This is a genomic window from Marinobacter albus, from assembly GCF_030238305.1.
GTDB lineage: Bacteria > Pseudomonadota > Gammaproteobacteria > Pseudomonadales > Oleiphilaceae > Marinobacter > Marinobacter albus.
In genome coordinates this window covers 539,135-563,019 of record NZ_JASSQD010000003.1, presented here as the reverse complement: position 1 = coordinate 563,019, position 23,885 = coordinate 539,135, and the positions used below count along the sequence as shown (strand labels likewise).

General features: G+C 59.8%; 23 protein-coding genes. 17 read left to right on the top strand and 6 right to left on the bottom strand.

The features are described 5' to 3' along the window. The first annotated feature begins 18 nt into the window (after positions 1–18). The gene (locus tag QQF73_RS17495) at positions 19–597 is read left to right on the top strand and encodes an LON peptidase substrate-binding domain-containing protein (protein ID WP_219868616.1); all 579 of its coding nucleotides are present in this window, start codon (positions 19–21) and stop codon (positions 595–597) included. Here QQF73_RS17495 and QQF73_RS17490 read toward each other — a convergent pair. From QQF73_RS17490 to QQF73_RS17480, 3 genes are read right to left on the bottom strand one after another with little or no spacing between them, the layout of a single operon-like run. After that, positions 594–2,042, bottom strand: coding sequence for a bifunctional DedA family/phosphatase PAP2 family protein (locus QQF73_RS17490; RefSeq protein ID WP_219868615.1), 1,449 nt, complete (start codon positions 2,040–2,042; stop codon positions 594–596). The two genes, QQF73_RS17495 and QQF73_RS17490, sit on opposite strands and share 4 nt — an antisense overlap. Beyond that, the gene (locus QQF73_RS17485) at positions 2,039–3,037 is read right to left on the bottom strand and encodes a GGDEF domain-containing protein (protein WP_219868614.1); all 999 of its coding nucleotides are present in this window, start codon (positions 3,035–3,037) and stop codon (positions 2,039–2,041) included. The genes QQF73_RS17490 and QQF73_RS17485 overlap by 4 nt, the downstream gene beginning before the upstream one ends. Continuing rightward, positions 3,034–4,050 carry a GGDEF domain-containing protein gene (locus tag QQF73_RS17480; RefSeq protein WP_219868613.1) on the bottom strand — a complete coding sequence of 339 codons (1,017 nt, stop codon included), beginning with the start codon at positions 4,048–4,050 and terminating at the stop codon, positions 3,034–3,036. The genes QQF73_RS17485 and QQF73_RS17480 overlap by 4 nt, the downstream gene beginning before the upstream one ends. Positions 4,051–4,191: 141 nt before the next feature. Here QQF73_RS17480 and QQF73_RS17475 point away from each other — a divergent pair, with 141 nt between their 5' ends. From QQF73_RS17475 to lipB, 10 genes are all read left to right on the top strand, one after another. Then, complete coding sequence (locus QQF73_RS17475) at positions 4,192–5,445, top strand: glutamate-5-semialdehyde dehydrogenase (protein ID WP_219868612.1); 1,254 nt, start codon at positions 4,192–4,194, stop codon at positions 5,443–5,445. Positions 5,446–5,450: 5 nt separating this feature from the next. Next, positions 5,451–6,101: a nicotinate-nucleotide adenylyltransferase gene (gene nadD, locus QQF73_RS17470; protein ID WP_285368987.1), complete on the top strand. Its 651-nt coding sequence runs from the start codon at positions 5,451–5,453 to the stop codon at positions 6,099–6,101. Between the two features lie 70 nt (positions 6,102–6,171). Beyond that, on the top strand, positions 6,172–6,522 hold the full coding sequence (gene rsfS, locus QQF73_RS17465; protein WP_219868610.1) for a ribosome silencing factor: 351 nt from the start codon (positions 6,172–6,174) through the stop codon (positions 6,520–6,522). 2 nt (positions 6,523–6,524) lie between these two features. Further along, a complete protein-coding gene (gene rlmH, locus QQF73_RS17460; RefSeq protein ID WP_219868609.1) occupies positions 6,525–6,995 on the top strand; it encodes a 23S rRNA (pseudouridine(1915)-N(3))-methyltransferase RlmH in 471 nt (156 codons plus the stop codon). Between the two features lie 9 nt (positions 6,996–7,004). Further along, positions 7,005–8,900 carry a penicillin-binding protein 2 gene (mrdA, locus tag QQF73_RS17455; protein ID WP_219868608.1) on the top strand — a complete coding sequence of 632 codons (1,896 nt, stop codon included), beginning with the start codon at positions 7,005–7,007 and terminating at the stop codon, positions 8,898–8,900. Continuing rightward, entirely contained in the window at positions 8,900–10,042 is a 1,143-nt protein-coding gene (rodA, locus tag QQF73_RS17450) for a rod shape-determining protein RodA (protein ID WP_219868607.1), read from the top strand. The genes mrdA and rodA overlap by 1 nt, the downstream gene beginning before the upstream one ends. Positions 10,043–10,168: 126 nt before the next feature. Beyond that, positions 10,169–11,062 carry a septal ring lytic transglycosylase RlpA family protein gene (locus QQF73_RS17445; RefSeq protein WP_219868606.1) on the top strand — a complete coding sequence of 298 codons (894 nt, stop codon included), beginning with the start codon at positions 10,169–10,171 and terminating at the stop codon, positions 11,060–11,062. Between the two features lie 44 nt (positions 11,063–11,106). Then, positions 11,107–12,270, top strand: coding sequence for a D-alanyl-D-alanine carboxypeptidase family protein (locus QQF73_RS17440; protein WP_219868605.1), 1,164 nt, complete (start codon positions 11,107–11,109; stop codon positions 12,268–12,270). A 39-nt stretch (positions 12,271–12,309) separates the two neighbouring features. Beyond that, positions 12,310–12,579, top strand: coding sequence for an HP0495 family protein (locus QQF73_RS17435; RefSeq protein ID WP_218636911.1), 270 nt, complete (start codon positions 12,310–12,312; stop codon positions 12,577–12,579). A gap of 5 nt (positions 12,580–12,584) precedes the next feature. Further along, positions 12,585–13,223, top strand: a complete 639-nt coding sequence (lipB, locus tag QQF73_RS17430) for a lipoyl(octanoyl) transferase LipB (RefSeq protein WP_219868604.1) — start codon at positions 12,585–12,587, stop codon at positions 13,221–13,223. A 3-nt stretch (positions 13,224–13,226) separates the two neighbouring features. On the opposite strand, the gene QQF73_RS17425 is transcribed toward lipB, so the two are convergent. Continuing rightward, complete coding sequence (locus QQF73_RS17425) at positions 13,227–14,318, bottom strand: GGDEF domain-containing protein (protein ID WP_285368982.1); 1,092 nt, start codon at positions 14,316–14,318, stop codon at positions 13,227–13,229. Positions 14,319–14,568: 250 nt separating this feature from the next. Here QQF73_RS17425 and QQF73_RS17420 point away from each other — a divergent pair, with 250 nt between their 5' ends. Further along, positions 14,569–15,999 carry an ABC1 kinase family protein gene (locus tag QQF73_RS17420; protein ID WP_219868602.1) on the top strand — a complete coding sequence of 477 codons (1,431 nt, stop codon included), beginning with the start codon at positions 14,569–14,571 and terminating at the stop codon, positions 15,997–15,999. Here QQF73_RS17420 and QQF73_RS17415 read toward each other — a convergent pair. Beyond that, the gene (locus QQF73_RS17415) at positions 15,954–16,382 is read right to left on the bottom strand and encodes a YqaA family protein (protein WP_219868601.1); all 429 of its coding nucleotides are present in this window, start codon (positions 16,380–16,382) and stop codon (positions 15,954–15,956) included. The two genes, QQF73_RS17420 and QQF73_RS17415, sit on opposite strands and share 46 nt — an antisense overlap. Positions 16,383–16,442: 60 nt before the next feature. On the opposite strand from QQF73_RS17415, the gene QQF73_RS17410 reads away from it, so the two are divergent. Together QQF73_RS17410 and QQF73_RS17405 are read left to right on the top strand one after the other, a co-directional pair. Continuing rightward, entirely contained in the window at positions 16,443–18,569 is a 2,127-nt protein-coding gene (locus QQF73_RS17410; protein ID WP_285368980.1) for a methyl-accepting chemotaxis protein, read from the top strand. A gap of 160 nt (positions 18,570–18,729) precedes the next feature. Further along, a complete protein-coding gene (locus QQF73_RS17405) occupies positions 18,730–18,984 on the top strand; it encodes a GrxA family glutaredoxin (protein ID WP_219868599.1) in 255 nt (84 codons plus the stop codon). 80 nt (positions 18,985–19,064) lie between these two features. Here the strand turns inward: QQF73_RS17405 and QQF73_RS17400 are convergent, their stop codons facing one another. Continuing rightward, positions 19,065–20,327, bottom strand: coding sequence for a 6-phosphofructokinase (locus QQF73_RS17400; protein ID WP_219868598.1), 1,263 nt, complete (start codon positions 20,325–20,327; stop codon positions 19,065–19,067). Positions 20,328–20,483: 156 nt separating this feature from the next. Here QQF73_RS17400 and mpl point away from each other — a divergent pair, with 156 nt between their 5' ends. The 3 genes from mpl (at position 20,484) to QQF73_RS17385 (ending at position 23,831) form a co-directional block, all read left to right on the top strand. Further along, a complete protein-coding gene (gene mpl / locus QQF73_RS17395) occupies positions 20,484–21,878 on the top strand; it encodes a UDP-N-acetylmuramate:L-alanyl-gamma-D-glutamyl-meso-diaminopimelate ligase (protein ID WP_219868597.1) in 1,395 nt (464 codons plus the stop codon). A gap of 37 nt (positions 21,879–21,915) precedes the next feature. After that, positions 21,916–22,569, top strand: coding sequence for a flavin prenyltransferase UbiX (locus QQF73_RS17390; RefSeq protein ID WP_285368978.1), 654 nt, complete (start codon positions 21,916–21,918; stop codon positions 22,567–22,569). A gap of 122 nt (positions 22,570–22,691) precedes the next feature. Further along, positions 22,692–23,831, top strand: coding sequence for an acyl-CoA dehydrogenase family protein (locus QQF73_RS17385; RefSeq protein ID WP_285368977.1), 1,140 nt, complete (start codon positions 22,692–22,694; stop codon positions 23,829–23,831). Positions 23,832–23,885: the final 54 nt, after the last annotated feature.

Below are 23,885 nucleotides of genomic sequence, written 5' to 3'. Positions count from 1 at the left end.
GCGGTGACTAGTGTTGATATGAATGTACCTCTCTTCCCCCTGAATTCCATCGTTCTCCCCCGGGGGAGGATACCCCTGCAGCTGTTTGAGCCCCGTTATATTGATATGCTCACCCGTTGCCTCAAGGAAGATCGCGGATTTGTCGTGGTCCTCTTGCGCGATGGCGCGGAGACAGGCCCGACCGCTTCGTTTTATGACATCGGCACCTACGTCCGGATTATTGATTTTCAGCAGTTGGAGAATGGCCTGCTCGGCATCACCGTGGAAGGCGCCTCCAAAGTGACGGTGGTTCGCAGCTGGCAGCAGGACGATGGCCTCAATGTCGGTGATGTCGAGGTCCTGCTGGACGAGGCCGACCGCGAAGTGCCGGCACGGTTCAGCGAGCTGCCCTCGGTGCTTCGGGCGCTTTTCAAGCATCCGGTGGTTCGTGATCTCGACATGGATGTGGACTACCGGGATGCCCGACACGTGGGCTGGCGCCTGACCGAACTGTTGCCACTGGATAAGCAGGAAAAGCAGCGATTGGTTGAGTTGCAGGATCCGCTTGAAAGGCTCAGCCGATTGCAGGAACTGCTCGAAGCCCTTGAAGAGGGTTAGATCGGCCGGAAATCCATCTGCGCTTGTGGCCATGCCAGGACCACATAGCCGATGGTGAATGCCAGCCATACGGCGCCTGCCACTGCCATGGATACATCCGGTGCCAGGTGAATCCGATCGTATCGGCTGTAGCTTGCCCGTATCGCCCCGGTAATCGCCATCCCCAGCAAGATGCCTCCGATCACATCCGTAAACCAGTGTACGCCGAGATACAGTCGGCTAAGCGCCACAGGCAGCAGCGGCAGAGACAATAGCACGTAGGATTGCCACCGATTGTGGCTTCGGGTTTCCCCGGCAACGAAACTGGCAGCGAGGGTCACAAATACAGTGATTCCAGCGCTATGACCGCTCGGAAAGGCATCCGACGCAGGCGGGCTGAGCACCGCGTCCGGTCGCGTGACCCCGAGCGTGGATTTCAACAGCCAGACCAGGACGAAGGTGAGCGCCGCCGCCATGACAATGTGGATAGCGGCGGCGTAGTAGCCCCGAAAAACCAGCGCCAGGGTCGCGAGAATCGCCGCAGTGATCAACACTGGCGGATCTCCCAGCAGGGTCGCGATGATGACCGGGCCATCCAGGATGGGTTGCCGGAGCTGTTCGAACCAGGCGAACACCAGCTGGTCGAACGGTTCCAGGCTCGCAGTGTTTGTCGCGAGCTGTCCCCACAGCAACAGTAAGCCGGAAGCCCCCAATGCCATCATTAGCGAGGGAAGGGGAAACTCACCACCCCGGTCCGGCCGGTGATTGGTATACAGTCGCCAGAAGCGGTGGGTAGCGTCGTAGGTCGCCATCCGTCGTTCCAGCCAGGAGTAAAACCGGCTGCCTTGACCGAGTCCGAGCTGGAACTGTATCAGCACCAGGTAAACCACGACCATGACCGCCAGACTGACCCCCACCACGGCGTAAAAATGCGCGGGCGGCTGAATCTCGCTGGCCAGTGCACTTCCGACCAGAAAGCCCGGCAGAATATATACCGGCGCCCAGCCAATTGCCGAAGCGATATTGAAGGCGAGAAACCGTTGCCAGGGCATCCACAGGGCGCCGGCAATGAGCGGGATGACAGGGCGAACGGGCCCAACGAAGCGACCTATGACGACACTCTTGCCGCCGTGTTGACGAAAGAAGGACTTCCCCTTGCGAATGAGCTTTGGGTAGCGGCTGAGCGGCCAGACCGAATCCAGCCGACCCTGGAGTTTCCGTCCCAGGGCAAAGCTGAGCGTATCGCCGGCAATCGCGCCCAGGCCGGCCCAGATGAGTGTTTCCGTCAGGGGCATGCCGGTTTTTCCGGCCAGTGCCGCGAACGCAAATAGAATGGCGACCCCGGGCACAACGATACCCGCAAGGGCCAGGGATTCAACGAAGGCGGTGCTGAACAGGGCGATAGCCAGCCAGCCGGGGTGCACGCTGAGCCAGGCCGACAGATTCTGCAGCCAGTCCGCGCTCATGCCGTGATGGTCTCTCCAGCACTGAACCAGACCGAATCGGCGCCGCGCCGACGGGCTTCCTCCATGGCCTCGTGGGCGCGCTTACGGAGCCCGTCGGTGCGCGTGTCACCGCTGCCACGGGTGGTGCAGCCGAGGCTGACCGTAACCTTGCCAACAACTGGCCACTGGTGTTCAGCGATGGTGCGACGAATGCGCTCAGCGATCACTCTCACGCCTTCTTCCGGAGTGAAGGGCAGAATCAGGAAAAATTCCGACTCATTCAAGGTATAGAGCGTGTCACCGGCGCGGATCACGCCGAACAGGTGCTCCGTCATGTCGCGAAACAGATTCTGTACGCCGCCCTTGCCGTAAAGGTCCTCGGCCTCATCTGCGTAGTCGATACTCAGATCAATCACAGACAACGGGTGGCCGGTGGCGATGGCCCGGCTGATTTCCTTCTGCAGGGTTTCGTCCAGAAAGCGGGCATTGTGGGCTCCGGTGACCGAATCCGTGATTGCCAGATCCTCCGCGGACTGGGCCATGTGGTCATAATGCCAGATGTAGAGGGAGGCCGCCGTGAGCAGAATGAAAAGTCCTGCAATCACGGTCAGGGCGTCTGCGGGTGCCTGCCGGAACAGGACCGCTGCAGAGGTCGGCAGCAGCAGCAGGACAGACAGTGCCACGCCCTGTCTGAGCGGCAGGATCAGCAGGTTAAGGATCAGCATGGGCATGGCCCAGTGGGCGATGCCGGGGCTGTCCAGGGTGAGCAGGGCGGCCAGCAGGCCGCTGTTCAGCCCCGCCAGGATGATCAGGTGCCCCGGCGCCGACAACTGGTGCCGGCGACAAATGAAGGTATAGGCAACACCGCCGAGGGTCAGCATGGCCATGCCGGTGGCAAGGTAGAACAACTCGTAAAAACCATAGCGAAGGTTCTGCATTGCCAGGGTGAAGATGAACAGAGTCGCCAGGATGTAACCGATGCTGTGGGTCAGGGTGCGCAGACGCGTTTCGGTCATGATGCAGGTCCTTCAGCCGAAGTTGAGCCTGAGGTTCCGGATTGCGTCCAGGCGCTGTAGGCCTGGGTCCGGTTGCCACCTTGTTGCTGGGCCCGGCGCAGGGCGTTGGCGGCGCTCTGCTGCAAACTGTCGGCGTCATCGCCGATGTTGAGCCCGGCGATGCCCGTGCTCACGGTTAGCGCCATGCCGTGGGATTCCAGCAGGGTGCACAGACCCTTTCGGATGATTTCAGACCGGTTGATGGCGTCGCTGGTGGCAATGCCGGGGAGAATCACCAGAAATTGCAGGTCCGCGACCCGATAATAGGTATCAAAATCCCGGATCTGGCTGTGCAGGTAACGGCCAATCCGGGGCAGGATGGATCGGATGTCCTCGTCCGGATCATGGTCGCTCAAGTGGGTGTCGAGGCCGATCATGATAATCGACATGTCGGTTCCTTCGCGCTCGCTGCGCTGGATTTCCTTGTGCAGGTCAGCCGAGAGGTACTCCCTGCTGGCGGCCTGGGTCAGCTCGTCAGTGCGGCGCAAGGGGGCGAGCTGGCGGGTTTTATACTCGCGCAGGAACACCAGCAGGCCCGAAAGCAGGGTGGTAAGCATGAACGCGCTGATCATCTGGTGGCGATCGGCCAGGCCGGTTGCCGTAGGAATGGCCAGGCCGGCCAGGGCCATGAATGCCAGGGTGATCGCGATTGCCAGGCCCGGCCTGACCAGGGCAAAGGCAAGCAGGGGGATCGCATAAAACCAGTGGCTGAGAGCCCAGGGTCCGGTCCAGAAGCTGGTCAGCAGAAGCAGCAATAGGACCACGAAAAACAGTTGTTGGAGCTGTGGCCAGGGACGGTGCTGGCGACTGGCGTGAAAAGTGCGCCCGCAGATGACGATTCCGGCGGCTGCGGCTGCCGTGGCGGACGTCAGTGGCTCCCCCAACACGGCGCAAAGTGCGGCTATGGCAATCAGGGCGACGAATCCGGCCCGCGACAGTCTGCTCAATAGAAATTTCTCGGCCAGTTGGGCCATGGTGTCCTTCCTTTTCTGAAACTCCCTAAGTATGTGGCATACCGCAGCGCTATAATATCTGTTTGGGGTGCGTACTTGAAACGGGAAAGGTAAAGTTAGCGGGTATTAATGAATTCTGCTCGAAAACACGAAGGTAAACGGATGGATATTGCAGCTTACATGGCTGACGTCGGAGAACAGGCCCGCGCAGCGGCAACGCAAGTGGCGCGCTCTACCACAGCCGTGCGCAATCAGGCCCTGTTGGCGACGGCCCGCGCGCTGGATGAGGCCCGCGACGAACTGGCCGTGGCCAACAGCAGGGATCTCGAGAGTGGCCGTGACAACGGGCTGGACGTTGCCATGCTCGACCGACTGGAGCTCACACCGCAGCGCATTGATGCGATGATCGAGGGCCTTCGCCAGGTGGCATCGCTGCCGGATCCGATCGGAGAAATAACCGACATGACCTACCGCCCGTCGGGCATCCAGGTTGGCAAAATGCGGGTGCCGCTGGGCGTGATCGGCATCATCTACGAATCCCGTCCGAATGTGACGGTCGAAGCCGCCAGCCTCTGCCTGAAATCGGGTAATGCAACCATCCTTCGGGGTGGTTCTGAATCCATTCACTCCAACCAGGCCATTGCGCAGTGCCTGGCCCGCGGACTGGCCGAGGCCGGTCTTCCTGAAACCGCCGTGCAGGTTATCAAAACCACCGATCGAGCCGCGGTGGGTGAATTGATTACCATGCCCAGGTATGTGGATGTGATTGTGCCACGCGGTGGCAAGGGGCTGATCGAACGCATCAGCCGGGATGCCCGTGTGCCTGTCATCAAGCACCTTGATGGGGTTTGTCATGTCTACCTCGACAGTCATGCCGATCCGGAAAAGGCCTTGAATGTGTCGGTGAATGCGAAGACCCAGCGCTATGGCACCTGCAACACCATGGAAACCCTGCTGGTGGATTGTGAGATCGCCGAGGATATGCTGCCGCTGCTGGCTTCCGCCTTCTCGGAAAAAGGGGTGGAGTTGCGGGGGTGTGACCAGACCCGCGCGATCATCGATGCCGATGAAGCGGTCGAAGCCGACTGGGAGGCGGAGTATCTGGGGCCGATCCTGGCGATTCGTGTGGTTGATGGTCTCGACGGTGCCATAGAGCACATAAATCGCTACAGTTCCCAGCATACCGACAGCATCATCACTGAAAATTTCACCCGGGCCCGTCGGTTCATTACCGAAGTGGACTCCAGTTCGGTAATGGTGAATGCCTCGACCCGCTTCGCGGACGGCTTCGAGTACGGCCTGGGGGCTGAAATCGGCATCTCCACCGATAAGATCCACGCCCGTGGACCGGTCGGGTTAGAGGGGCTTACGTCCCAGAAATACGTGGTATTCGGCGACGGTCACATCCGGACCTGATGTCGATGCATGTGATCTACGGCGGAACTTTCGATCCGATCCATCACGGCCATCTTCGTCTTGCGCTGGAGATCAGTGACCGACTGAGTGTCAATCAGGTCAGTCTGGTGCCTTGTCATATACCGCCCCATCGGGGCGACACCGGCGCCACCTCCGAGCAGCGCTGGAAGCTGCTGGAGTTGGCTGTGGCCGATGAGCCCCAATTACGGGTAGATGATCGGGAACTCCGGCGGGCCGGGGCGTCCTACACCGCCGATACCCTGCGACAGCTGCGCCACGAGCTCGGACCTGACGCTCCGCTGGCCATGGTGGTGGGGACGGATGCCTTTGCCGGTTTCGATCGCTGGCAGGAGTGGCAGCAGATTCCCGATCTCGCCCACATCATTGTCGTCCGCCGGCCCGGCCCGGGGCTTGATCCGGACGGTGAGCCATCGCGGATGCTGGCGAAACGTGCTGTCCGGGACGTCAGGCTGCTGCACAATCAGCCCGGCGGTCTGATGCTCGAGCTGGACCCTCCGCTTCTGGATATCTCCGCTACCGGCATCCGGGAACGGATTGGCGACGGTCGGTCCCCGCGTTACCTGGTTCCGGATTCTGTGTGGCGGGAGATTCGTCGTCTGGGGCTCTATGGTGCCTGCCCCGGCGGGAACTTTTAGTGCTACAATCGCGTCTGAATATGACTTTTCGGGCGGCCATTTCGGCCGACGCCCGTCTAACAGGGTGATTATGCAGGCAGAACAACTGAAAGATCTGGTAGTTAACGCGCTTGAAGATGTGAAAGCACAGGACATCAGTGTCATTGATGTCCGTGACCGTACCAGTGTCACAGACTTCATGGTTCTGGCATCCGGAACGTCCAACCGTCACGTAAAGTCACTTGCCGACTCCGTAGTTTCCGAAGCCAAGGAAGAGGGCGTCCGTGCCGGTAATGTTGAGGGCGGAACCGCCAGTGACTGGATACTGGTAGACCTCGGCGACGTGGTTGTTCACGTCATGATGCCCGCCACCCGTGAGTTCTATGATCTGGAGCGCTTTTGGCGGGATGCCCCGGATCTTGGTGTTGCGGGCAGCGAATAATCATGCGGTTACGTCTGATCTGCGTGGGGCAGAAAATGCCCGACTGGGTCAGTGCCGGGTATAACGATTACGCCCGCCGGATGCCGCCGGAACTGCCCCTGGAGCTGGTCGAAATTCCCCTGGCACATAGGGGCAAGAACCCGGATATCACCAGATTGATGCAACGCGAAAGTGAGGCACTTCTTGCTGCTGCCGGCCCGAAAGACCGGGTCATAGCTCTTGAAGTGGGCGGTCGGCCATGGTCAACCGAGAAACTCGCGAGCCAATTGGAGAACTGGCAGCAGGATGGCCGCGACGTCAGTTTCTTCGTGGGTGGCCCGGATGGGCTGGCCGAGGGCTGCCGCCAGCGGGCGGACCAGCAGTGGTCCTTGTCGCCCCTGACACTGCCTCATCCCCTGGTTCGTATTGTGCTGGCCGAGCAGCTTTATCGGGCCTGGTCGATCACCCGCAACCACCCGTACCACCGGGCTTAGGAAAACGTCATGCCGTGGGGTGAATTCAAGGACACTGCTGCCGAGCGCCGACTGTTCCAGAGTCGGGCCATGGTGATGCTGACCTTCGTCGTGTTGTTGATCGGTGGGTTGCTGGCCCGGATGTACCAGCTCCAGGTGATTGAGCACGACGTTTACACAACCCTGTCGGATAAAAACCGCGTTCAGGTCCAGTCAGTTCCGCCTCCCCGAGGTCTCGTCTACGATCGCAATCACACTTTGTTGGCCGAAAACCGTCCGGTGTTCAGCGTGACGCTGGTGCCTGAGCGGGTGGACGAAATGGCGCAGACCCTGTCTCAGCTTGGCGGAATTCTCGATGTTTCCGAGGAGGACCTGGAACGGTTCCAGCGCCGTCTGCAGGAACCCCGGCGCCCCTTCCAGGAGATTCCGCTTCGCTACGACCTCAATGAACAGGAGATGGCGCGGCTTGCGGTCCACCGGCATGAATTACCCGGTGTGGAAGTGACGGCCGAGCTGGTCCGCTATTATCCCCACAGTGAGCTGACCGCACACGCGCTTGGTTTTGTCAGTCGCATTAACCGGGATGAGCTTCAGCGCATTGATCCCGTCAACTATGCAGGTACCAATTACATCGGCAAGTCCGGCATCGAGCGCTTCTACGAGGATCTGTTGCACGGCCAGGTGGGTTATCAGCACGTGGAGACCAACGCCCGGGGCCGGACACTGCGGGTCCTGGAGCGGGAAAATCCGGTTCCGGGTGAGGACCTCCAGCTGCACCTCGATCTTAGACTTCAGAAACGGGCCCACGAGCTGCTGGATGGCCGGCGCGGGGCAATTGTCGCTATTGAGCCCGCCACCGGCGGGATACTCGCGCTGGCGAGCGTGCCCGGGTTCGATGCCAACAAGTTTGTTACCGGCATCAGCGTCAATGATTACCGCGAGCTCAGCGAGAGCCGCGACAAGCCCCTGTTCAACCGCGCACTCCGGGGCCAGTATCCGCCGGGCTCTACAATGAAACCGATGTTGGCCATCGCAGCCCTGGACAGTGGCGCGACAACGCGCGATTACACCATCTGGGATCCGGGTTACTTCCGGCTCAACGACTCCGGCCGTCGCTACCGGGACTGGAAGCGGGGCGGTCATGGTTGGGTTGATCTCATGGACGCCATGGCCGAATCCTGTGATGTCTACTTCTACGAGATTGCCGTGAAGATGGGCGTGGACACCATGTACAGCTATCTCTCCCGCTTTGGATTCGGCGAGGACGCAGCCCTCGACGTGTCCGGCGCCCTGAGTGGTTTGCTACCGTCCAGGGAATGGAAGCGCGCCATGCGCAGCGAATCCTGGTACCCCGGCGATTCAGTGAATCTGGGTATTGGCCAGGGGTTCATGCTGGCAACGCCGCTGCAACTGGCGACGGCCACGTCGCTGATTGCCAATCGCGGCACCTGGGCGGAACCCCGGCTGTTAAAGGAAATCGAGGGCGATACTCCGGTGACGGATTACCTGCCCGACGGCACCCACGAACCCCTCAAGCTCAAGAATCCGGGGGACTGGGAATTCGTCGTCGAAACCATGGCCGAGGTTATGCACGGTCGTCGGGGGACGGCGCGTCGGGTCGGCAGCGATGCCCCCTATCGAATGGCAGGCAAAACCGGCACTGCCCAGGTTTTCAGTCTCGCGGAAGATGAGGAGTACGATGCCGAGGAAATCCGGGAACGGCTGCGGGATCATGCCCTGTTTGTCGGTTTTGCGCCGGTTGAAAATCCAAAAATTGCCGTCTCCGTCATCGTCGAGAATGGCGGCGGCGGCAGCAGCACCGCGGCACCTGTTGCCCGGGCTCTGTTCGATGCCTGGCTGCTCGAATTTCCCGCCAACGACGACGGCGCCCTGGTGGGCAGCGTGAAAGCCGGAGGGGATGGGTAATGGCGCTGAACGATTTCGTGGATTCGACGGCCGCCAACCCCCTCGGTCGCCCAAGGGGAATCTGGTCGGCCTTGCACCTGGATCCGATCCTGCTGTTTCTTCTTCTGATCCTGGTCTCCGGCGGTCTGTTTGTCCTGTACAGCGGGGCGGATCGAAACATTGAGGTGGTCAAGGCCCAGGGGATTCGGCTTGGGGTCGCCTTCGTCGTGATGCTGGTGTTTGCCCAGCTGGATCCTTCCGTATTCAGGCGCTGGGCTCCGTGGCTCTACGGGGCGGGCATTGCCGCCTTGCTGGCGGTCCTGCTGGTCGGTGTGGGGGCCAAGGGCGCCCAACGCTGGCTGTCGATTCCCGGGCTGCCCCGGTTCCAGCCTTCGGAGTTGATGAAACTGGTGGTTCCGATGATGGCGGCGTGGTATCTGTCGCGACATTACCTGCCGCCCCGTTTCCGGCATGTCATCATCGGGTTGGCCATTGTGCTGGTGCCAATGATGATGATTATTCAGCAGCCGGATCTGGGGACCTCATTGCTGGTGGGCATGGCCGGGATCTTCGTGGTGTTCTTCGCCGGCATCAGCTGGAAGCTCATCACCGCCTTCGTGGCGCTGGTGTCGGTCTCGGCGCCCATGATGTGGTTTTTTGTCATGCGCGACTATCAGAAACAGCGGGTCCTGACCCTGCTCGATCCCCAGAGCGATCCGCTCGGTGCAGGCTGGAATATTATTCAGTCCAAGACCGCCATAGGTTCCGGTGGCATCGAGGGGAAAGGCTGGCTGCAGGGGACCCAGTCCCATCTGGAATTTTTGCCTGAAAGCCACACGGATTTCATCGTTGCGGTGCTGGCGGAAGAGTTTGGTTTTATCGGCATGATGGCTCTGATGGCCGTGTATTTTCTCATCATCCTGCGCTGCCTCTACATTGCGGTGACGGCCCAGGATTCGTTCAGTCGCCTGCTCGCCGGTGCCCTGACCATGACGTTCTTTATCTACATCTTCGTGAATGTGGGAATGGTCAGCGGATTGCTCCCGGTGGTTGGTGTGCCGTTGCCGTTGATCAGTTATGGTGGCACCTCGGGTGTGACGCTGATGGCCGCCTTTGGTGTATTGATGTCCATCCACACCCATCGACGAATGATCAGCGCCTGACGGCGGCCTGCAAAAGGTGGAAAGTGGGTAATGGTGAATACCGGTTATAACCCGTTACAATAAAGACATGGTCGTCAAAGCGTGAAAGTGAATCCGGCGGCCGTCTTGAAAGAGGAATTCCGGACTGTGAACTTCAAGCCCTCGCTCTCATGGATATTGGCGGTGATGTCTGCCCTGGTGTTAGGTGGCTGTGCGTCTGCACCTGAACCAGACCATTCCTCCCGTTACACAATATCCCAGGATCGCGCGCCCTCGGGGGATTTTGATGCGTCCGGGTTATCCGATGCCCGGCCCGTGTACGAGAAGCCGAGGCGGGCCGGTAACAAGTCCCCCTACACAGTCTGGGGCAAACAGTATCAGGTGATGGGGACTAACGACGGCTACGTGGCGCGTGGCACGGCCAGCTGGTACGGCGAAAAATTCCACGGCCACAAGACATCCAACGGCGAGACCTTCGATATGTACACGATGTCCGCGGCGCACAAATCCCTGCGGATTCCCGGCTACGCGAGGGTGACCAACCTGGACAATGGCCGGTCGGTCATCGTGAGAGTCAACGATCGCGGACCTTTCCACGGCGATCGTCTGATTGATTTGTCCTACGCGGCGGCGAAAAAGCTTGGCTACCAGTCGCGGGGGACTGCCCGGGTCGAGGTGGCAGCCATAACGGTCAAACCGGACGGATCCATGTTTTTGGCCGGCCAGCCGTTCGTGCCGGGCTCATCAGTGAGCTACCCTGAGAGCAGGGTGGTAGCCAGTGGGCAGATAGCGCCCGGTAATGAGGCCCTGTTCGTCCAGCTTGGTTCCTTCAGCAGCCGGCATCCAGCAGAAGAATTGCTGGGCAGGGCCCGGGCGGTGCTTGAGAACCCCATGCGCGTTCGGGCCATCGACACCGCGTCCGGGCGCTTCCACCGGGTCCAGGTTGGTCCGTTTGCCGATGAGGGCAGTGCCCGAAGAACCCAGAGCCTGCTTGAGTCGCGGGGATTTTCCCAGTCGATACTGTTGACCGATTCACATTGATACCAATTAAAAAGACACACACCTAACGACGAATGAATGAACCCATGGCCTTAAAATCCTTGTTCCGCTCCTTTTCGATCATTTTTGTCCTGACCCTGATGCTGGTGGGAAAAACGACCGCGCAGTCAGTTCTGATACCCTCTCCGCCGCAGATCGCCGGCACGTCCTACGTGCTGATGGATCCGAAGAGCGGGCGGATCATCATGGAAGAAAACAGCCATGAGCGCCTGCCGCCGGCGAGCCTTACCAAGATGATGACGGCCTATATCGTCGAGCGGGAGCTTGATGAGGGGCGCATCTCCATGTCCGACATGGTGCCGATCAGTGTTCGCGCCTGGAAAACCGAGGGCTCACGAACCTTCATCCGGGAGGGCACCAGTGTGCCCGTCGAGACCTTGTTGAAAGGTGTGATCATCCAATCGGGAAATGATGCCTCGGTCGCGCTGGCAGAGTTTGTGGCCGGTAGCGAGGGCGCGTTTGTCGACATCATGAACCAGCAGGCCCAGATACTGGGCATGAAGGATACCAACTTCGAGAACGCCACCGGCCTGCCCTCGCCCGAACACCGATCCACCGCGTATGACCTCGCGATTCTGGCTCGGGCGATCATCAACGATTACCCGGAAAACTACCCGATTTACGCGGAAAAGCATTTCACCTACAACAACATTCGGCAGCCGAACCGGAACAGCCTGTTGTGGCGTGATGACAGTGTGGACGGCCTGAAGACGGGACATACCGAGGAGGCGGGCTACTGCCTGGTGGCATCGGCAAAACGCAACGACACCCGATTCATTGCCGTGGTCATGGGGACCAGTAGCTCGGAATCGCGCTCCCAGGAAATTCAGAAGATGTTGAACTATGGCTTCCGCTACTACGAGAGTGAGCGCCTGTTCAGGGCCGGCCAGGAGCTGATGGAAGCCCGGGTCTGGGCAGGGCAGTCCGATCAGCTATCGGTCGGCCTGACCGAGGATGTCTACGTCACCATCCCCCGGGGTTCCCGCAACGACCTGGAATCCACGGTGGACCTTGATTCCGTGATAAAAGCGCCCATTAAAGTTGGGGATGAGCTGGGTCGGGTCAAAGTGACCCTGAATGGCGACGTGCTGGTGGATCAGCCGGTACTCGCGCTGACTGAGGTACCTGAGGGCGGTTTCTTCAAACGTATCTGGGATGCCATCAAGCTCTTTTTCTTCCAATTGTTCTGAGCAGGGGTGACTGAGTGAGGCCCCGGGAGTATTGACGGTATGAGTGAGCCGAAAGCACCAAAAATCGAATTCCCCTGTGACTACGTCATCAAGGTCATCGGCAACTCGGCGCCCGACTTCACGGATTTTGTGGTTGAAGTTGTGGAACAACATGCGCCGGGCATCACTGAAGCCGACATCTCGGTTAACGAGAGCAGCAAGGGCAGGTTCTCATCGGTTCAGCTTACCATCGTGGCGACCGGTGAGGCCCAGCTCAAGGCGCTGTTTGAGGAACTGAAGGCCAGCGGTCGGGTTCACATGGTGTTGTAACCAGCATGACCGATCTTATTGTCCGTTCATTGGGCCAGCAGCCGTACACGGAAACCTGGGAAGCGATGAAGTCCTTCACCGCTGAGCGGGACGAGACGGTTACCGACGAGCTCTGGTGTCTGGAGCACCCCCGGGTCTATACCCAGGGACAGGCCGGCAAGGCCGAACACATCCTGGCCCCGGGAGACATCCCGGTCATTCAGGTGGATCGAGGCGGTCAGGTTACCTATCACGGGCCCGGACAGCTCGTTGTCTATCTGTTGATTGACCTGAGCCGACGCAAGCTTGGGGTGCGAACCCTGGTGGATGAAATCGAGCAGGGTATTGTTCGCACCCTGGCCGAGCTGGAAGTCGAGGCCGCTCCAAGGCCGGATGCCCCGGGTGTCTACGTTGGCGAGTCCAAGATCGCCTCATTGGGCCTTCGGGTCCGGCGGGGCTGTTCCTTCCACGGACTTGCTCTGAACGTTGCCATGGACATGGAGCCCTTCCGTCGAATCAATCCCTGTGGCTATGCCGGTATGCCCATGAGCCAGGTGGCAGACTTCGTCCCGGGTGCGACAGTCAGTGACCTCGAAGCGCGCCTGGTTGCGCAGTTGGTTGCCGGTCTCGGAGCCGCTGCCGTCGACTACCGCCAGGGCTGGTAAAGCTCAGGCGGCATTTTCTCCTTCGGCGGCGCAGGCTTGATCCCTACCCAGGGTTTTGGCTCGGTACAGGGCCTCATCCGCATGTTGCAGCAGGCGGTCGATGGATTCGGAGGCGCGCATTCCGGCTGCGCCAATGCTGATGGTTGCCTTTACCGCATGTTCATCCACGGGCACGGCGGATCGGGCAATAGCTTCCCGGATTCGATTGGCCATTTTCAGGGCCTCGTCGGTTTCGGTTTCCGGTAACAGGGCCAGAAACTCCTCCCCTCCCCAGCGTGCAAGCGTGTCGATCTTTCGGCACTCACCCCGCAACGTTCGGGCGACCAGGATGATCAGCTCATCACCAACATGGTGGCCATGGGTGTCATTCACCGACTTGAACAGATCAATGTCCATCAACAGAACTGAGAAGGAGCGCGCGCTGCGCAGGTAGCGCTGGTACTCTGCATCCAGTTGCGCCAATGCTTCCCGGCGGTTGGCAAGCCCGGTCAGGGAATCGTGTTTGGCCGCGTATTCGAAATCCGCCGCCAGTTTGAGCAGGCCCAGCTTGCTGCGCCTGCGGCTTTGATCAAGGATGTAACAGGTGACCATCTCGAACCCGAGAGCCGCAAGCATGGTGAGTCGGAAGCCGGGACTGTATGGCGCGCTGAAGATCAGATCGCCCAGCGGACTGAAGAGCAGCAAGAGGGCGATAAAGCCCCCCGCGCAGGCCAGCACCCCAACGCGGGCATCGCTGATGTAAAAGATGATGGGCGGGTAGGCGAACAGCCAGATAATGGCGGAACCATCTTCCACCGCATGGACGGCCAGGTAGGTAAACAGCACGGTTATCAGGGCGATGAAACCCCGTCGCTGTGCGACCTTGCTGCCGCTGAACCAGAACACGGCGGCGTTGATAGCGAGCAGCACAGCGATCGTAACGAGTAGGGGCGAGGTGACTGGATCGTCCCGCAGGCTGGAGCGCCAGGCGAAAAACAGCAGCAGAGGGATAGCAACGGCGGTCAGCCAGTTGATCAGTAAAGGGACCGGTATTTCCCCTTTGACCCGAAACTGAGACAGTTTCGGGTCCGGAGTTTTCAGTGAACCAGTTGTCATGTCCGAGTCTTGTTGTTGTGATGCGGTTCATGGATCCTGTGCAAGCCAATACTAGATCGGTTTTGGGCCGAAAACTGTATAAAAACGTAAACAGGTAATACAGACACCTTTAACCTTGCAGCCAGGCCGGTGCATTGGCTCGGCGGCCGAGGAGTAAGGGTCGATACGGTTAGGTTACGCTGCCACAGTATCCGTATAATGAAGACAGCCGCCGGTGACGGTGAAATTTTCGGATCGCGACAGGTCATTCATGTCAGCCAGACGTCCAGGTAAATCGGTCTCCCGCATCAAAACCGGCAGCTTCGAGCGCCGATTGAGCCTCACCCGCGCCGGTCTTTACGCGAGCGGCCGCATGGCTTCCCACATGGCCACCAACTGGTTCAGCAACAAGGAAAAGCGAGAGAAGAAGCACCGGGCCATGCTGTCCAGTCAGGCTCGCTTCCTCGTTGACGAGCTGGGTCAGTTGAAGGGCAGTGTCGTCAAGATTGGTCAGGTCATGGCGCTTTACGGTGAGCACTTCCTGCCGGAGGAAGTGACCGAGGCATTGCATACGCTGGAGGATCAGACCACGTCGCTGGAATGGCCGGCGATAGAGCGAGTCCTGAAAGAAGAGCTGGGGGCCGGGCGCCTGGCGGAGCTGGACGTCGACCCCGAGCCCATCGGTGCTGCGTCCCTGGGTCAGGTTCACCGTGCGGTGCGGCGCAGCGACGGTCTGGAGCTGGTGCTTAAAGTCCAGTATCCGGGGGTGGCAGATGCGGTCGACAGCGACCTGAATGCGGTTGCGCAACTCCTGAAAATTGCCCGTCTGGTCAGTTTTGGTCCGGAATTCAATGACTGGCTGGAAGAAGTGCGGGATATGATGCACCGAGAGGTGGATTACCGTCTCGAAGCCCGAACGACTGAAAAATTCCGTGGCATGCTGGCTTCCGATCCGCGATTTATCGTACCGCGGGTGCTGCAGGAATTTTCCACTGCCCACGTTATTGCCTCAACCTACGAGCACGGTCATGCGGTCAGCTCCGGGCCCGTCCGTGAACTCCCGCTCGCACGGCGCACGGCCCTCGGCGAGGCAGCGCTGGAACTGTTCTTCCGTGAGCTGTTTGTCTGGGGCGAGATCCAGACCGACCCCAATTTCGGCAATTACCGGATCCGGATTGCCGGCGAGGAGGGAGAAGACCCCGGCTATGATCGCATCGTACTGCTGGATTTCGGTGCCGTTCAGGCCTACAGCGACGAGTTTCTTGATCCGGTACGGCAGATGATCCGCGCCTCCTACGAAAATGATCTGGAAGCGGTGATAGAGGGCGGTGTAAAACTGCGCTTCATGAGCCGGGACTGGCCCGGGGATGTGCTGGAGACCTTTGGTTCGGTCTGCATGTCAGTGCTGGAGCCGTTGTCCCGGAATCAGGACCAGTGGCCGGATTATGCGGTGAACGTCCATGGCCAGTACCGCTGGAAGCAAAGCGACCTGCCCTCCAGGGTGGCCCGCCAGGCGGCCCGATCCGCCATCAGCCGGTATTTCCGGGTACCGCCCAAGGAATTTGTTTTTCTCAACCGTAAACTGATCGGCGTGTACACCTTTATCGCGGTGCTGCACTCTGAGTTCAACGGTGAGCCCCTGTTGCGCAAGTATCTCTACGGGGAAGACGCTTCAGCCACCAGCCAGAGCACGAAGGCGTAGCGAAGCCCCTTGCCAATGCCTACAAGGATCACGAAGTTGAACCAGGGCACCCGCATGATGCCGCCTACCAGAGTCAGTGCATCACCGCCGAGAGGCAGCCAGCCCAGAAGCAGCGACCACTGACCGTACCGGTTGAAACGGTTCCGTGCACGATGCAACTGATATTCGCTGATCGGAAACCACTTTTTATCCTTAAAGCGATCCACCTGCCGGCCGATAAGACCATTAACGACGGAGCCAAGCGTATTGCCCAGGGTGGCCCAGAACCACAACCACCAGTACGACAGTCCCTGCGCCACAAGGGTTCCCAGCAGTATTTCTGAATACGCGGGCAACAGTGTCGCGGCTGCAAAAGCCGTCAGGAACAGTGTCAGGTACGCCAACCGGATCTCCTTCCATCAAGAATCAGAACGTTGCCTTCTCGTCAAACAGGTCGCTCCACCATGAAACAGCTTTCCCTTCAGTTCAAACTCTATGCCCTGGTGATATCGCTTTTGTTGGTCATGGGAATCAGCATTGTCATCACTGCCCAGATGTCACTCGGCAGCATGGAGCAGCGGTTGACCACCGAAACCAGGGATACGGTTCAGGGTATTGTCATGGACCAGTTGAGCGCAACGGCAGGGAAGTATGGCGAACTGGTGAGTGGTCAGTTTGCCACCGCCTACCGGACGCCGGAGGTGGTTCGGAACGTGATAACCCGCAACATTCAGGCGGACAGCTCCGGGCGAATCAGTCGTCTTGCGCTCCAGGAAACCATTGGCGCGGTTCTGGAGGAGCAGGAGAGTCTCAGTTCCATCTATGCCCAGTTCGAGCCGGATGCCTACGATGGCCAGGACCGCTATTTTACCGGGGGCGTCGAAGAACACAGCAGCGACGAAGGAACCCTGGAAATCTACTACTATCGGGACCCGGACGACAACGTGGTGTTCAGCCGGACCGAGGACCCTGCTACCAAATACCTGGAACAGCGTAACGAGTTCGGCATCCGGGAAGCGGAGTGGTATCTCTGTTCCCGTGACACCAGGTCACCCTGCATCATGGAGCCCTACGAATACGAGATCGAAGGGGGTTACAGCGAACTGATGACCAGCCTGGTCATGCCGATCCTCAACGACGGTGAATTCGCCGGGGTTACCGGCACCGACATTAACTTGTCCCAACTGCAGAAAACCATCGCGGGCGTCAGCCAGAACCTGTTCAGCGGCGAGTCCCGGGTAACGCTGTTGAGCGCAAAAGGTCTGATCGCCGCGTCCAGCCATTATCAGGAACACCTTGGCCGGCCACTGCGCGAGGCCCTGCCTGAGCTGGCGGATCCGTTTGTCCAGTTGCATCGGGAGGACGGCAGTTTTGATAACGGCGACACACTCGCTGTGTCCTATCCGGTTGAGATCGGCCTCGCCAATACCCAGTGGTCCCTGCTGATCGAGTTGCCCCGGGATACCGCGCTTGCCGGTGTGCACGAGATAACGACCATGCTGTCGGACGAAGTCGCTGCAACGGCAACGGGCCAGACTTTGGTTGGCGTGGTGGTGGTCGTGGTGGCTACGCTGGCACTGGTGCTGCTGGTACGGTCGGTGACCCGGCCGTTGAACGAAATCCGGGACCGGATGCAGAACCTGGCCAGCGCCGAAGGCGACCTGACCCGGGAACTGGATATCGATACGCACGCCGAGCTGATCGACCTGGCGGCGGGTTTCAATACCTTCCTGAGCCGGCTTCGGGGCATGATCAATGACCTCAAGGACGTGAACGCGAGCGTGAGCGAACAGGCCAGAGGCGTCGGTGCCATTGCCATGGAAACCGACGAGCAGACTTCCCGTCAGCATCAGGATATTGACAGTGTGGTGACCGCCATGAACGAGATGTCGGCGGCGGCCGGCGAGGTCGCCGGCTTTGCCGTGGATGCGGCGGATAACGCGCGAATGGCTCAGGACGGCATCCGGTTTACCCAGGATACCCTGCTGTCGGCGGTCAATGGTGTCAACGAAGTGTCCGTAGACATGAGCGAGGCGAGCACGGCGATTGGCCACGTTGCCAGCCGCAGCGAGGATATCAATCGCATTCTGGATGTTATTCGGGGGGTCGCCGAGCAGACAAACCTTCTGGCGCTCAACGCCGCCATTGAAGCCGCCCGGGCCGGTGAGCAGGGGCGCGGATTCGCGGTGGTCGCGGACGAGGTTCGGACGCTGGCCTCACGCACCCGGCAGTCGACCGACGAAATCAGCGAAATGATTGACGGCCTGAAGGCCGATGTAAGCGGTGCGGTCTCGGTCATCGAGAGTGGCGTGGAGCGCGCCTCCAACGCAGTCGACGGTACCCAGGAAGCGGCCCATTCGCTGGCAACGGTGGTCGAGCGCATTGGCACCATTGTCGAGCACGTGACGCACGTCGCCACGGCGGCCGAAGAGCAGAGTTCTGTCAGTGAGGAGATCAATCGAAACCTGACCCAGATTGGTGATGCGGCGAACGATCTGAGGGAATTGGCTACCCGGGTCAAGAGCAGCGGCACGGCGTTGGATGAACAGGTTCAGGTACTCGAGCGGGAGCTTGGGCGACTGATAACCTGACCGGAGATCCGGGCGCGGGCCCGGTTAGAAGTCGCGACATCGTCCCGTACTATGGCGGTGATTCAAAGCATCAATTTTCAATTGCTGGCCACCGTGCGATCATTGGGCCCAAGATTTAATGGGTAGAACGTAAAATAGCGCCGGTGTTCAGGAGGTCGTTATGGATCAGGTGATTATTTATGGCCGCTCGAGCTGCGGTTTTTGCGTGCGGGCCAAGAGCCTTTGCGAAGCGAAAGGGCTGCCGTACAAGTGGGTCGATATGATGGCGGAGGGGCTGAGCAAGACTGACATCGCCAATCGCATTGGCAGGCCCGTGCATACGGTGCCTCAGATTCTGGTGGGTGACCGATACATTGGTGGTTGCGACGAGTTTTTCATGTTCGTGCGTCAGCAGGAGGCGGCGACAGCCGACTGACCGGCTTCGCCCGACGGGATTAAAAACGCCCGGAAGTTTGAGCTTCCGGGCGTTTTTTATTGGGCGGATATCTGCGCGGTTCAAAGATCGAAAGGGGTTTTGAGTTTCTTCTCGACCAGCTGGTTTTTCAGTTTTGCCACCCTGGGCAGGCCGTTATCGAACGGAGGAAAGCTTTCCCCGGCGATCAGCGGCTCGAGGTAGTCTCGGCAATCCTGGGTAATTCCGAACCCATCGTCGGTGATGTAGTGGATCGGCATTTTCTTTTCCTGGTTGGCTACTTCACTCAGGGGAGCCTCACCAATTTTCCAGCGGTAAGGCTTGGCCTGCTCCCTGACAATAGTCGGCATCAGGGCCTGCTTGCCACTGATCGCCATTTCCACGGCCGCCTCGCCCACTGCATAGGCCTGCTGTACGTCGGTAGCTGACGCGATGTGCCGGGCACTGCGCTGCAGGTAATCGGCAACTGCCCAGTGGTATTTGTGGCCAAGGGCCTGCTTCACCATATTGGCCAGTGCCGGGGCGACACCGCCGAGCTGGGTGTGGCCAAAGGCATCCTTGGCACCGGCGTCCGCCAGGAATCGACCGTCTTCGTATTGGGCCCCTTCTGAGGCAACCACCACGCAGTAACCATATTCCTTTACACAGTGATCGACCCGTGCCAGGAAGGCTTCGCGATCGAACGGGATCTCCGGGAACAGGATAATGTGCGGTGGCTCGCCTTCGCCCTGGCCCGCCAGGCCTCCCGAGGCGGCGATCCAGCCCGCATGACGCCCCATCACTTCAAGAATGAAGACCTTGGTGGAGGTTTCGCACATGGACTTGATGTCCAGGCTGGCTTCCAGTGTGGAGGTGGCAATGTACTTGGCAACGGAGCCGAAGCCGGGGCAGCAGTCTGTAAAAGGCAGGTCGTTGTCGACGGTTTTGGGGACACCGATGCAGGTAATGGGGTAGCCCATCTTGTCGGCAATCTGAGATACCTTGTAGGCGGTATCCTGAGAGTCACCGCCACCATTGTAGAAGAAGTATCCGATGTCGTGGGCGCGGAAAACTTCAATCAGGCGTTCGTACTCGCGGCGGTTCTCGGAGATGTTCTTGAGCTTGTGACGGCAGGAGCCGAATGCGCCACCGGGAGTGTGGATCAGGGCCTGAATGGCGTCGTCGCTTTCAAGGCTGGTATCAATCAGTTCTTCCCTCAATGCCCCGATGATGCCGTTACGGCCGGCGAAGACTTTGCCTATCTTGTCCGGATGCTTGCGCGCGGTCTGGATGACCCCGCAGGCACTGGCATTGATAACGGCGGTAACGCCGCCGGATTGAGCGTAGAATGCGTTCTTGATGGCCATCTTGGGCTGGAGCCTCCTGCTGGTTCGACAATGGCGCCGATGATACGCCAATCGACGCGGATTTTCATGAGCAGGATTGCTGATGGCAAGCCTCTTGACGGGCCCGGACGGATACGGGAGGCTTGTCGGGTTTCAATGGGAGAGGGCAGTAGCGGAATGCATATTCATATCCTGGGGATCTGTGGCACCTTTATGGGCAGCCTTGCGGTTTTGGCGCGGGAACTGGGCCATACCGTCACCGGTTCCGACCAGGGCGTCTATCCACCCATGAGTACCCAGCTGGAAGCTCAGGGCATCCAGCTCATGGAAGGCTACAGCGCTGACCACCTCGAGCCGGTACCGGATCTGGTGCTGATTGGCAACGCCATGTCACGGGGCAATGAGGAGGTGGAAGCGGTCCTCAACCAGAACATCGATTACATGTCAGGGCCCGAGTGGTTGGCCCGGGAAGTACTGAGGCATCGCTGGGTGCTTGCCGTGGCGGGAACCCACGGCAAAACCACGACCACGTCCATGCTGTTGTGGATTCTGGAGCAGGCCGGGTTTGAGCCGGGTTACCTCGTGGGTGGTGTGCCCAACGACTTCCCGGTGTCAGCGCGGCTTGGCAACAGCGATTTCTTTGTCATCGAGGCCGACGAATACGACAGCGCGTTCTTCGACAAGCGCTCAAAGTTCATTCACTACCGGCCCCACACCCTGATCCTCAACAACCTGGAATTCGATCATGCCGATATCTTCGACAATGTCGAGGCTATCGAGCGGCAGTTCCATCATCTCGTCCGGACCGTGCCTTCCCGGGGGCTGATCATCCGGCCGGCGGTGGACGCACATCTGGACAATGCCCTGGAGCTGGGTTGCTGGAGCCCGGTCCAGGACACGTCGATCGGTAGCGAAACACCCCGCACTTCGGACTGGCGGGCCGAGCTGCTATCGGAGGACGGTAGCCGATTCATGGTGATCCACCATGAACAGCCTGTGGCGACACTGAAGTGGTCCCAGACTGGCATGCACAACGTGCGCAATGCCCTGGCTGCGATCGCCGCCGCCCGTCACGTGGGGGTGACGCCGGACCACGCTGTGGCGGCCTTGTGCCGGTTCTCCGGCGTGAAGCGCAGAATGGAACTGTTGGCCGATGTGGGCGGGGTCCGGGTATACGATGACTTCGCCCATCACCCGACAGCCATCGCGACCACGCTCGAAGGGCTGCGGGCGCAGGTGGGGGACGAACCGATCGTCGCGCTGATTGAACCCCGTTCCAACACCATGAAGCAGGGTGTGCACCAGAAAACATTGCTGCCAAGCGCAGCAGCCGCTGATCGGGTGCTTTGGGCCAACCTCAACGGGATGGCGTGGTTGCCAGAGCTGGTTGCCGACTGGCAGTCCGGTCACGACGATGCCGGTCAGCACAGCGTTGAAGCGTCGGTTGACAGCCTGATTGGCCGGGCGTTGGACGATCTGCCGAGTCCCTGCCACATTGTCATCATGAGCAACGGCGGATTCGGGGGGATTCACGGCAAACTCGTTGCCGAGCTTGAACGTATCCAGAACTGATATTCCAGTGTTCCTTTCCTCTACCCAGGGCTGAGCCATGACCGAGCATTCCCCGCAGGCGCGAACCATCAATCTGGCGTTCACCGGCGCGTCCGGTGCCCAGTATGGGTTGCGTCTCCTGCAATGTCTGGTTGCGGCCGGCTGTCGGGTTCATGTCATGATCAGCCGGGCGGCGCAGGTGGTGATTGCCACAGAAACCGATCTGAAACTGCCGGGCACGCCGCCGGGGATGCAGGCAACCCTGACCGAGTGGGCGCAGGCGGATCCGGGGCAGGTGCTGGTGTTCGGCCGGGAAGACTGGTTTGCACCTCCGGCGTCGGGCTCCGGTGAAAAAGCGCCCCTGGTGATCTGCCCCTGCAGCACCGGCACCCTCTCCGCTCTTGCCACAGGCGCCAGCAACAACCTCATCGAGCGGGCCGGTGATGTGGCTCTGAAAGAGCGTCGGCAGTTGATCCTGGTGCCGAGGGAAGCACCGTTTTCCGAGGTTCATCTGGAAAACATGCTGAAGCTGAACCGGATGGGTGCCGTGATCATGCCGGCCAGCCCCGGTTTCTACCACAAGCCGGCATCGGTGCAGGATCTGGTGGATTTTGTGGTAGCCCGTGTGCTGGATCATCTCGAAATTCCCCAGGATCTGATGCCTCGCTGGGGCGAGGAACGAGCGCAAGCCAAGCGCAACGCATCAACCTGATCCTGCCCCCGGCGATGGTTTTGGTCAGCGCGATTGATGGTTTTCATCATTGAGCGAACGGGCCTCCCGGCCGAGACTTGGTGGACGACAAACACAACACAGGTTATCCACCGAGGTTCACGATGATTCCACGTACGCTCTTCGATGCCGATCTAGAAGGCTTTCGCGATTCCGTCCGCAAGTTTCTTGAGCAGGAAGCGGTGCCATACCATGAGCAATGGGAGAAGGACGGCCAGGTCAGCCGTGAACTCTGGCAGAAAGCAGGGGAGCTCGGTTTCCTGTGCCCCACTACGCCCGAGGAGTACGGCGGCGCCGGCGCGGACTTTCGCTACAGTGCCGTGGTAATGGAAGAGGTGTCTCGGGCGGGTCTGTCGGGTATCGGCTGGGGCCTGCATTCGGATATCGTAGCGCCCTATATCCTCAATTACGGCTCGGAAGAGCAGAAGCAGCACTATCTGCCGAAGCTGGTATCCGGCGAAATGATCACCGCCATTGCCATGACCGAACCCGGTGCCGGGTCCGACCTTCAGGGTGTGAAAACCACAGCGGTCAAAAACGGTGATCACTATGTGTTGAATGGCTCCAAGACCTTTATCACCAACGGCCAGCTGGCCGACCTGGTTATTGTGGTTGCCAAGACCGACCCGAAAGAGGGGGCCAAGGGCACCAGCCTGCTGCTGGTTGAGGCCGCCTGGGAAGGATTTGAAAAAGGCCAGAACCTGAACAAGGTTGGTATGAAAGCTCAGGATACCTCCGAGCTGTTCTTCCAGGATGTGAAGGTGCCGGTTACCCACCTGTTGGGGTCCATGGAAGGCCAGGGTTTCTTCCAGCTCATGCAGGAGCTGCCGGCTGAGCGCCTCCAGGTTGCACTCTCGGCCGTGGCTGCCGCTGAAGCGGCGTGGCAATGGACGCTGGATTACGTGAAAGAGCGTAAGGCATTCGGCAAGCCGGTCATCAAGTTCCAGAATACCCGGTTCAAGATGGCGGAAATGAAGGCTGAGATTACCGCGGCCCGCGTTTTCACCGACCGCTGCCTGGAACTTCATCTCGAGAGGAAACTGGATATTCCGACGGCGGCCATGCTCAAGCAGCTCACCACGGATTTGCAGTGCAAGGTCATGGATGAGTGCGTTCAGCTTCACGGTGGCTACGGTTACATGTGGGAATACCCGATCGCCCGGGCCTGGGCCGATTCCCGTGTCCAGCGCATCTATGCCGGCACCAACGAGATCATGAAAGAAATCGTGGCCCGCTCCTTCTGAAGCGCCTGGGTCCCGGCGGTGTCAAGCCGCCGGGACCCGCCGTCGCTGCGAATG

Coding starts and splice junctions, on each gene's coding strand:
- QQF73_RS17480 (WP_219868613.1), bottom strand. CDS start 4,050: ATGGCCCAACTGGCCGAGAAATTTCTATTGAGCAGACTGTCGCGGGCC.
- QQF73_RS17435 (WP_218636911.1), top strand. CDS start 12,310: ATGAGTGAGCCGAAAGCACCAAAAATCGAATTCCCCTGTGACTACGTC.
- QQF73_RS17390 (WP_285368978.1), top strand. CDS start 21,916: ATGACCGAGCATTCCCCGCAGGCGCGAACCATCAATCTGGCGTTCACC.
- rlmH (WP_219868609.1), top strand. CDS start 6,525: ATGCGGTTACGTCTGATCTGCGTGGGGCAGAAAATGCCCGACTGGGTC.
- rodA (WP_219868607.1), top strand. CDS start 8,900: ATGGCGCTGAACGATTTCGTGGATTCGACGGCCGCCAACCCCCTCGGT.
- mpl (WP_219868597.1), top strand. CDS start 20,484: ATGCATATTCATATCCTGGGGATCTGTGGCACCTTTATGGGCAGCCTT.
- QQF73_RS17400 (WP_219868598.1), bottom strand. CDS start 20,327: ATGGCCATCAAGAACGCATTCTACGCTCAATCCGGCGGCGTTACCGCC.
- QQF73_RS17490 (WP_219868615.1), bottom strand. CDS start 2,042: ATGAGCGCGGACTGGCTGCAGAATCTGTCGGCCTGGCTCAGCGTGCAC.
- QQF73_RS17495 (WP_219868616.1), top strand. CDS start 19: ATGAATGTACCTCTCTTCCCCCTGAATTCCATCGTTCTCCCCCGGGGG.
- QQF73_RS17475 (WP_219868612.1), top strand. CDS start 4,192: ATGGATATTGCAGCTTACATGGCTGACGTCGGAGAACAGGCCCGCGCA.
- QQF73_RS17410 (WP_285368980.1), top strand. CDS start 16,443: ATGAAACAGCTTTCCCTTCAGTTCAAACTCTATGCCCTGGTGATATCG.
- mrdA (WP_219868608.1), top strand. CDS start 7,005: ATGCCGTGGGGTGAATTCAAGGACACTGCTGCCGAGCGCCGACTGTTC.
- QQF73_RS17485 (WP_219868614.1), bottom strand. CDS start 3,037: ATGACCGAAACGCGTCTGCGCACCCTGACCCACAGCATCGGTTACATC.
- lipB (WP_219868604.1), top strand. CDS start 12,585: ATGACCGATCTTATTGTCCGTTCATTGGGCCAGCAGCCGTACACGGAA.
- QQF73_RS17420 (WP_219868602.1), top strand. CDS start 14,569: ATGTCAGCCAGACGTCCAGGTAAATCGGTCTCCCGCATCAAAACCGGC.
- nadD (WP_285368987.1), top strand. CDS start 5,451: ATGCATGTGATCTACGGCGGAACTTTCGATCCGATCCATCACGGCCAT.
- QQF73_RS17425 (WP_285368982.1), bottom strand. CDS start 14,318: ATGACAACTGGTTCACTGAAAACTCCGGACCCGAAACTGTCTCAGTTT.
- QQF73_RS17440 (WP_219868605.1), top strand. CDS start 11,107: ATGGCCTTAAAATCCTTGTTCCGCTCCTTTTCGATCATTTTTGTCCTG.
- QQF73_RS17385 (WP_285368977.1), top strand. CDS start 22,692: ATGATTCCACGTACGCTCTTCGATGCCGATCTAGAAGGCTTTCGCGAT.
- rsfS (WP_219868610.1), top strand. CDS start 6,172: ATGCAGGCAGAACAACTGAAAGATCTGGTAGTTAACGCGCTTGAAGAT.
- QQF73_RS17405 (WP_219868599.1), top strand. CDS start 18,730: ATGGATCAGGTGATTATTTATGGCCGCTCGAGCTGCGGTTTTTGCGTG.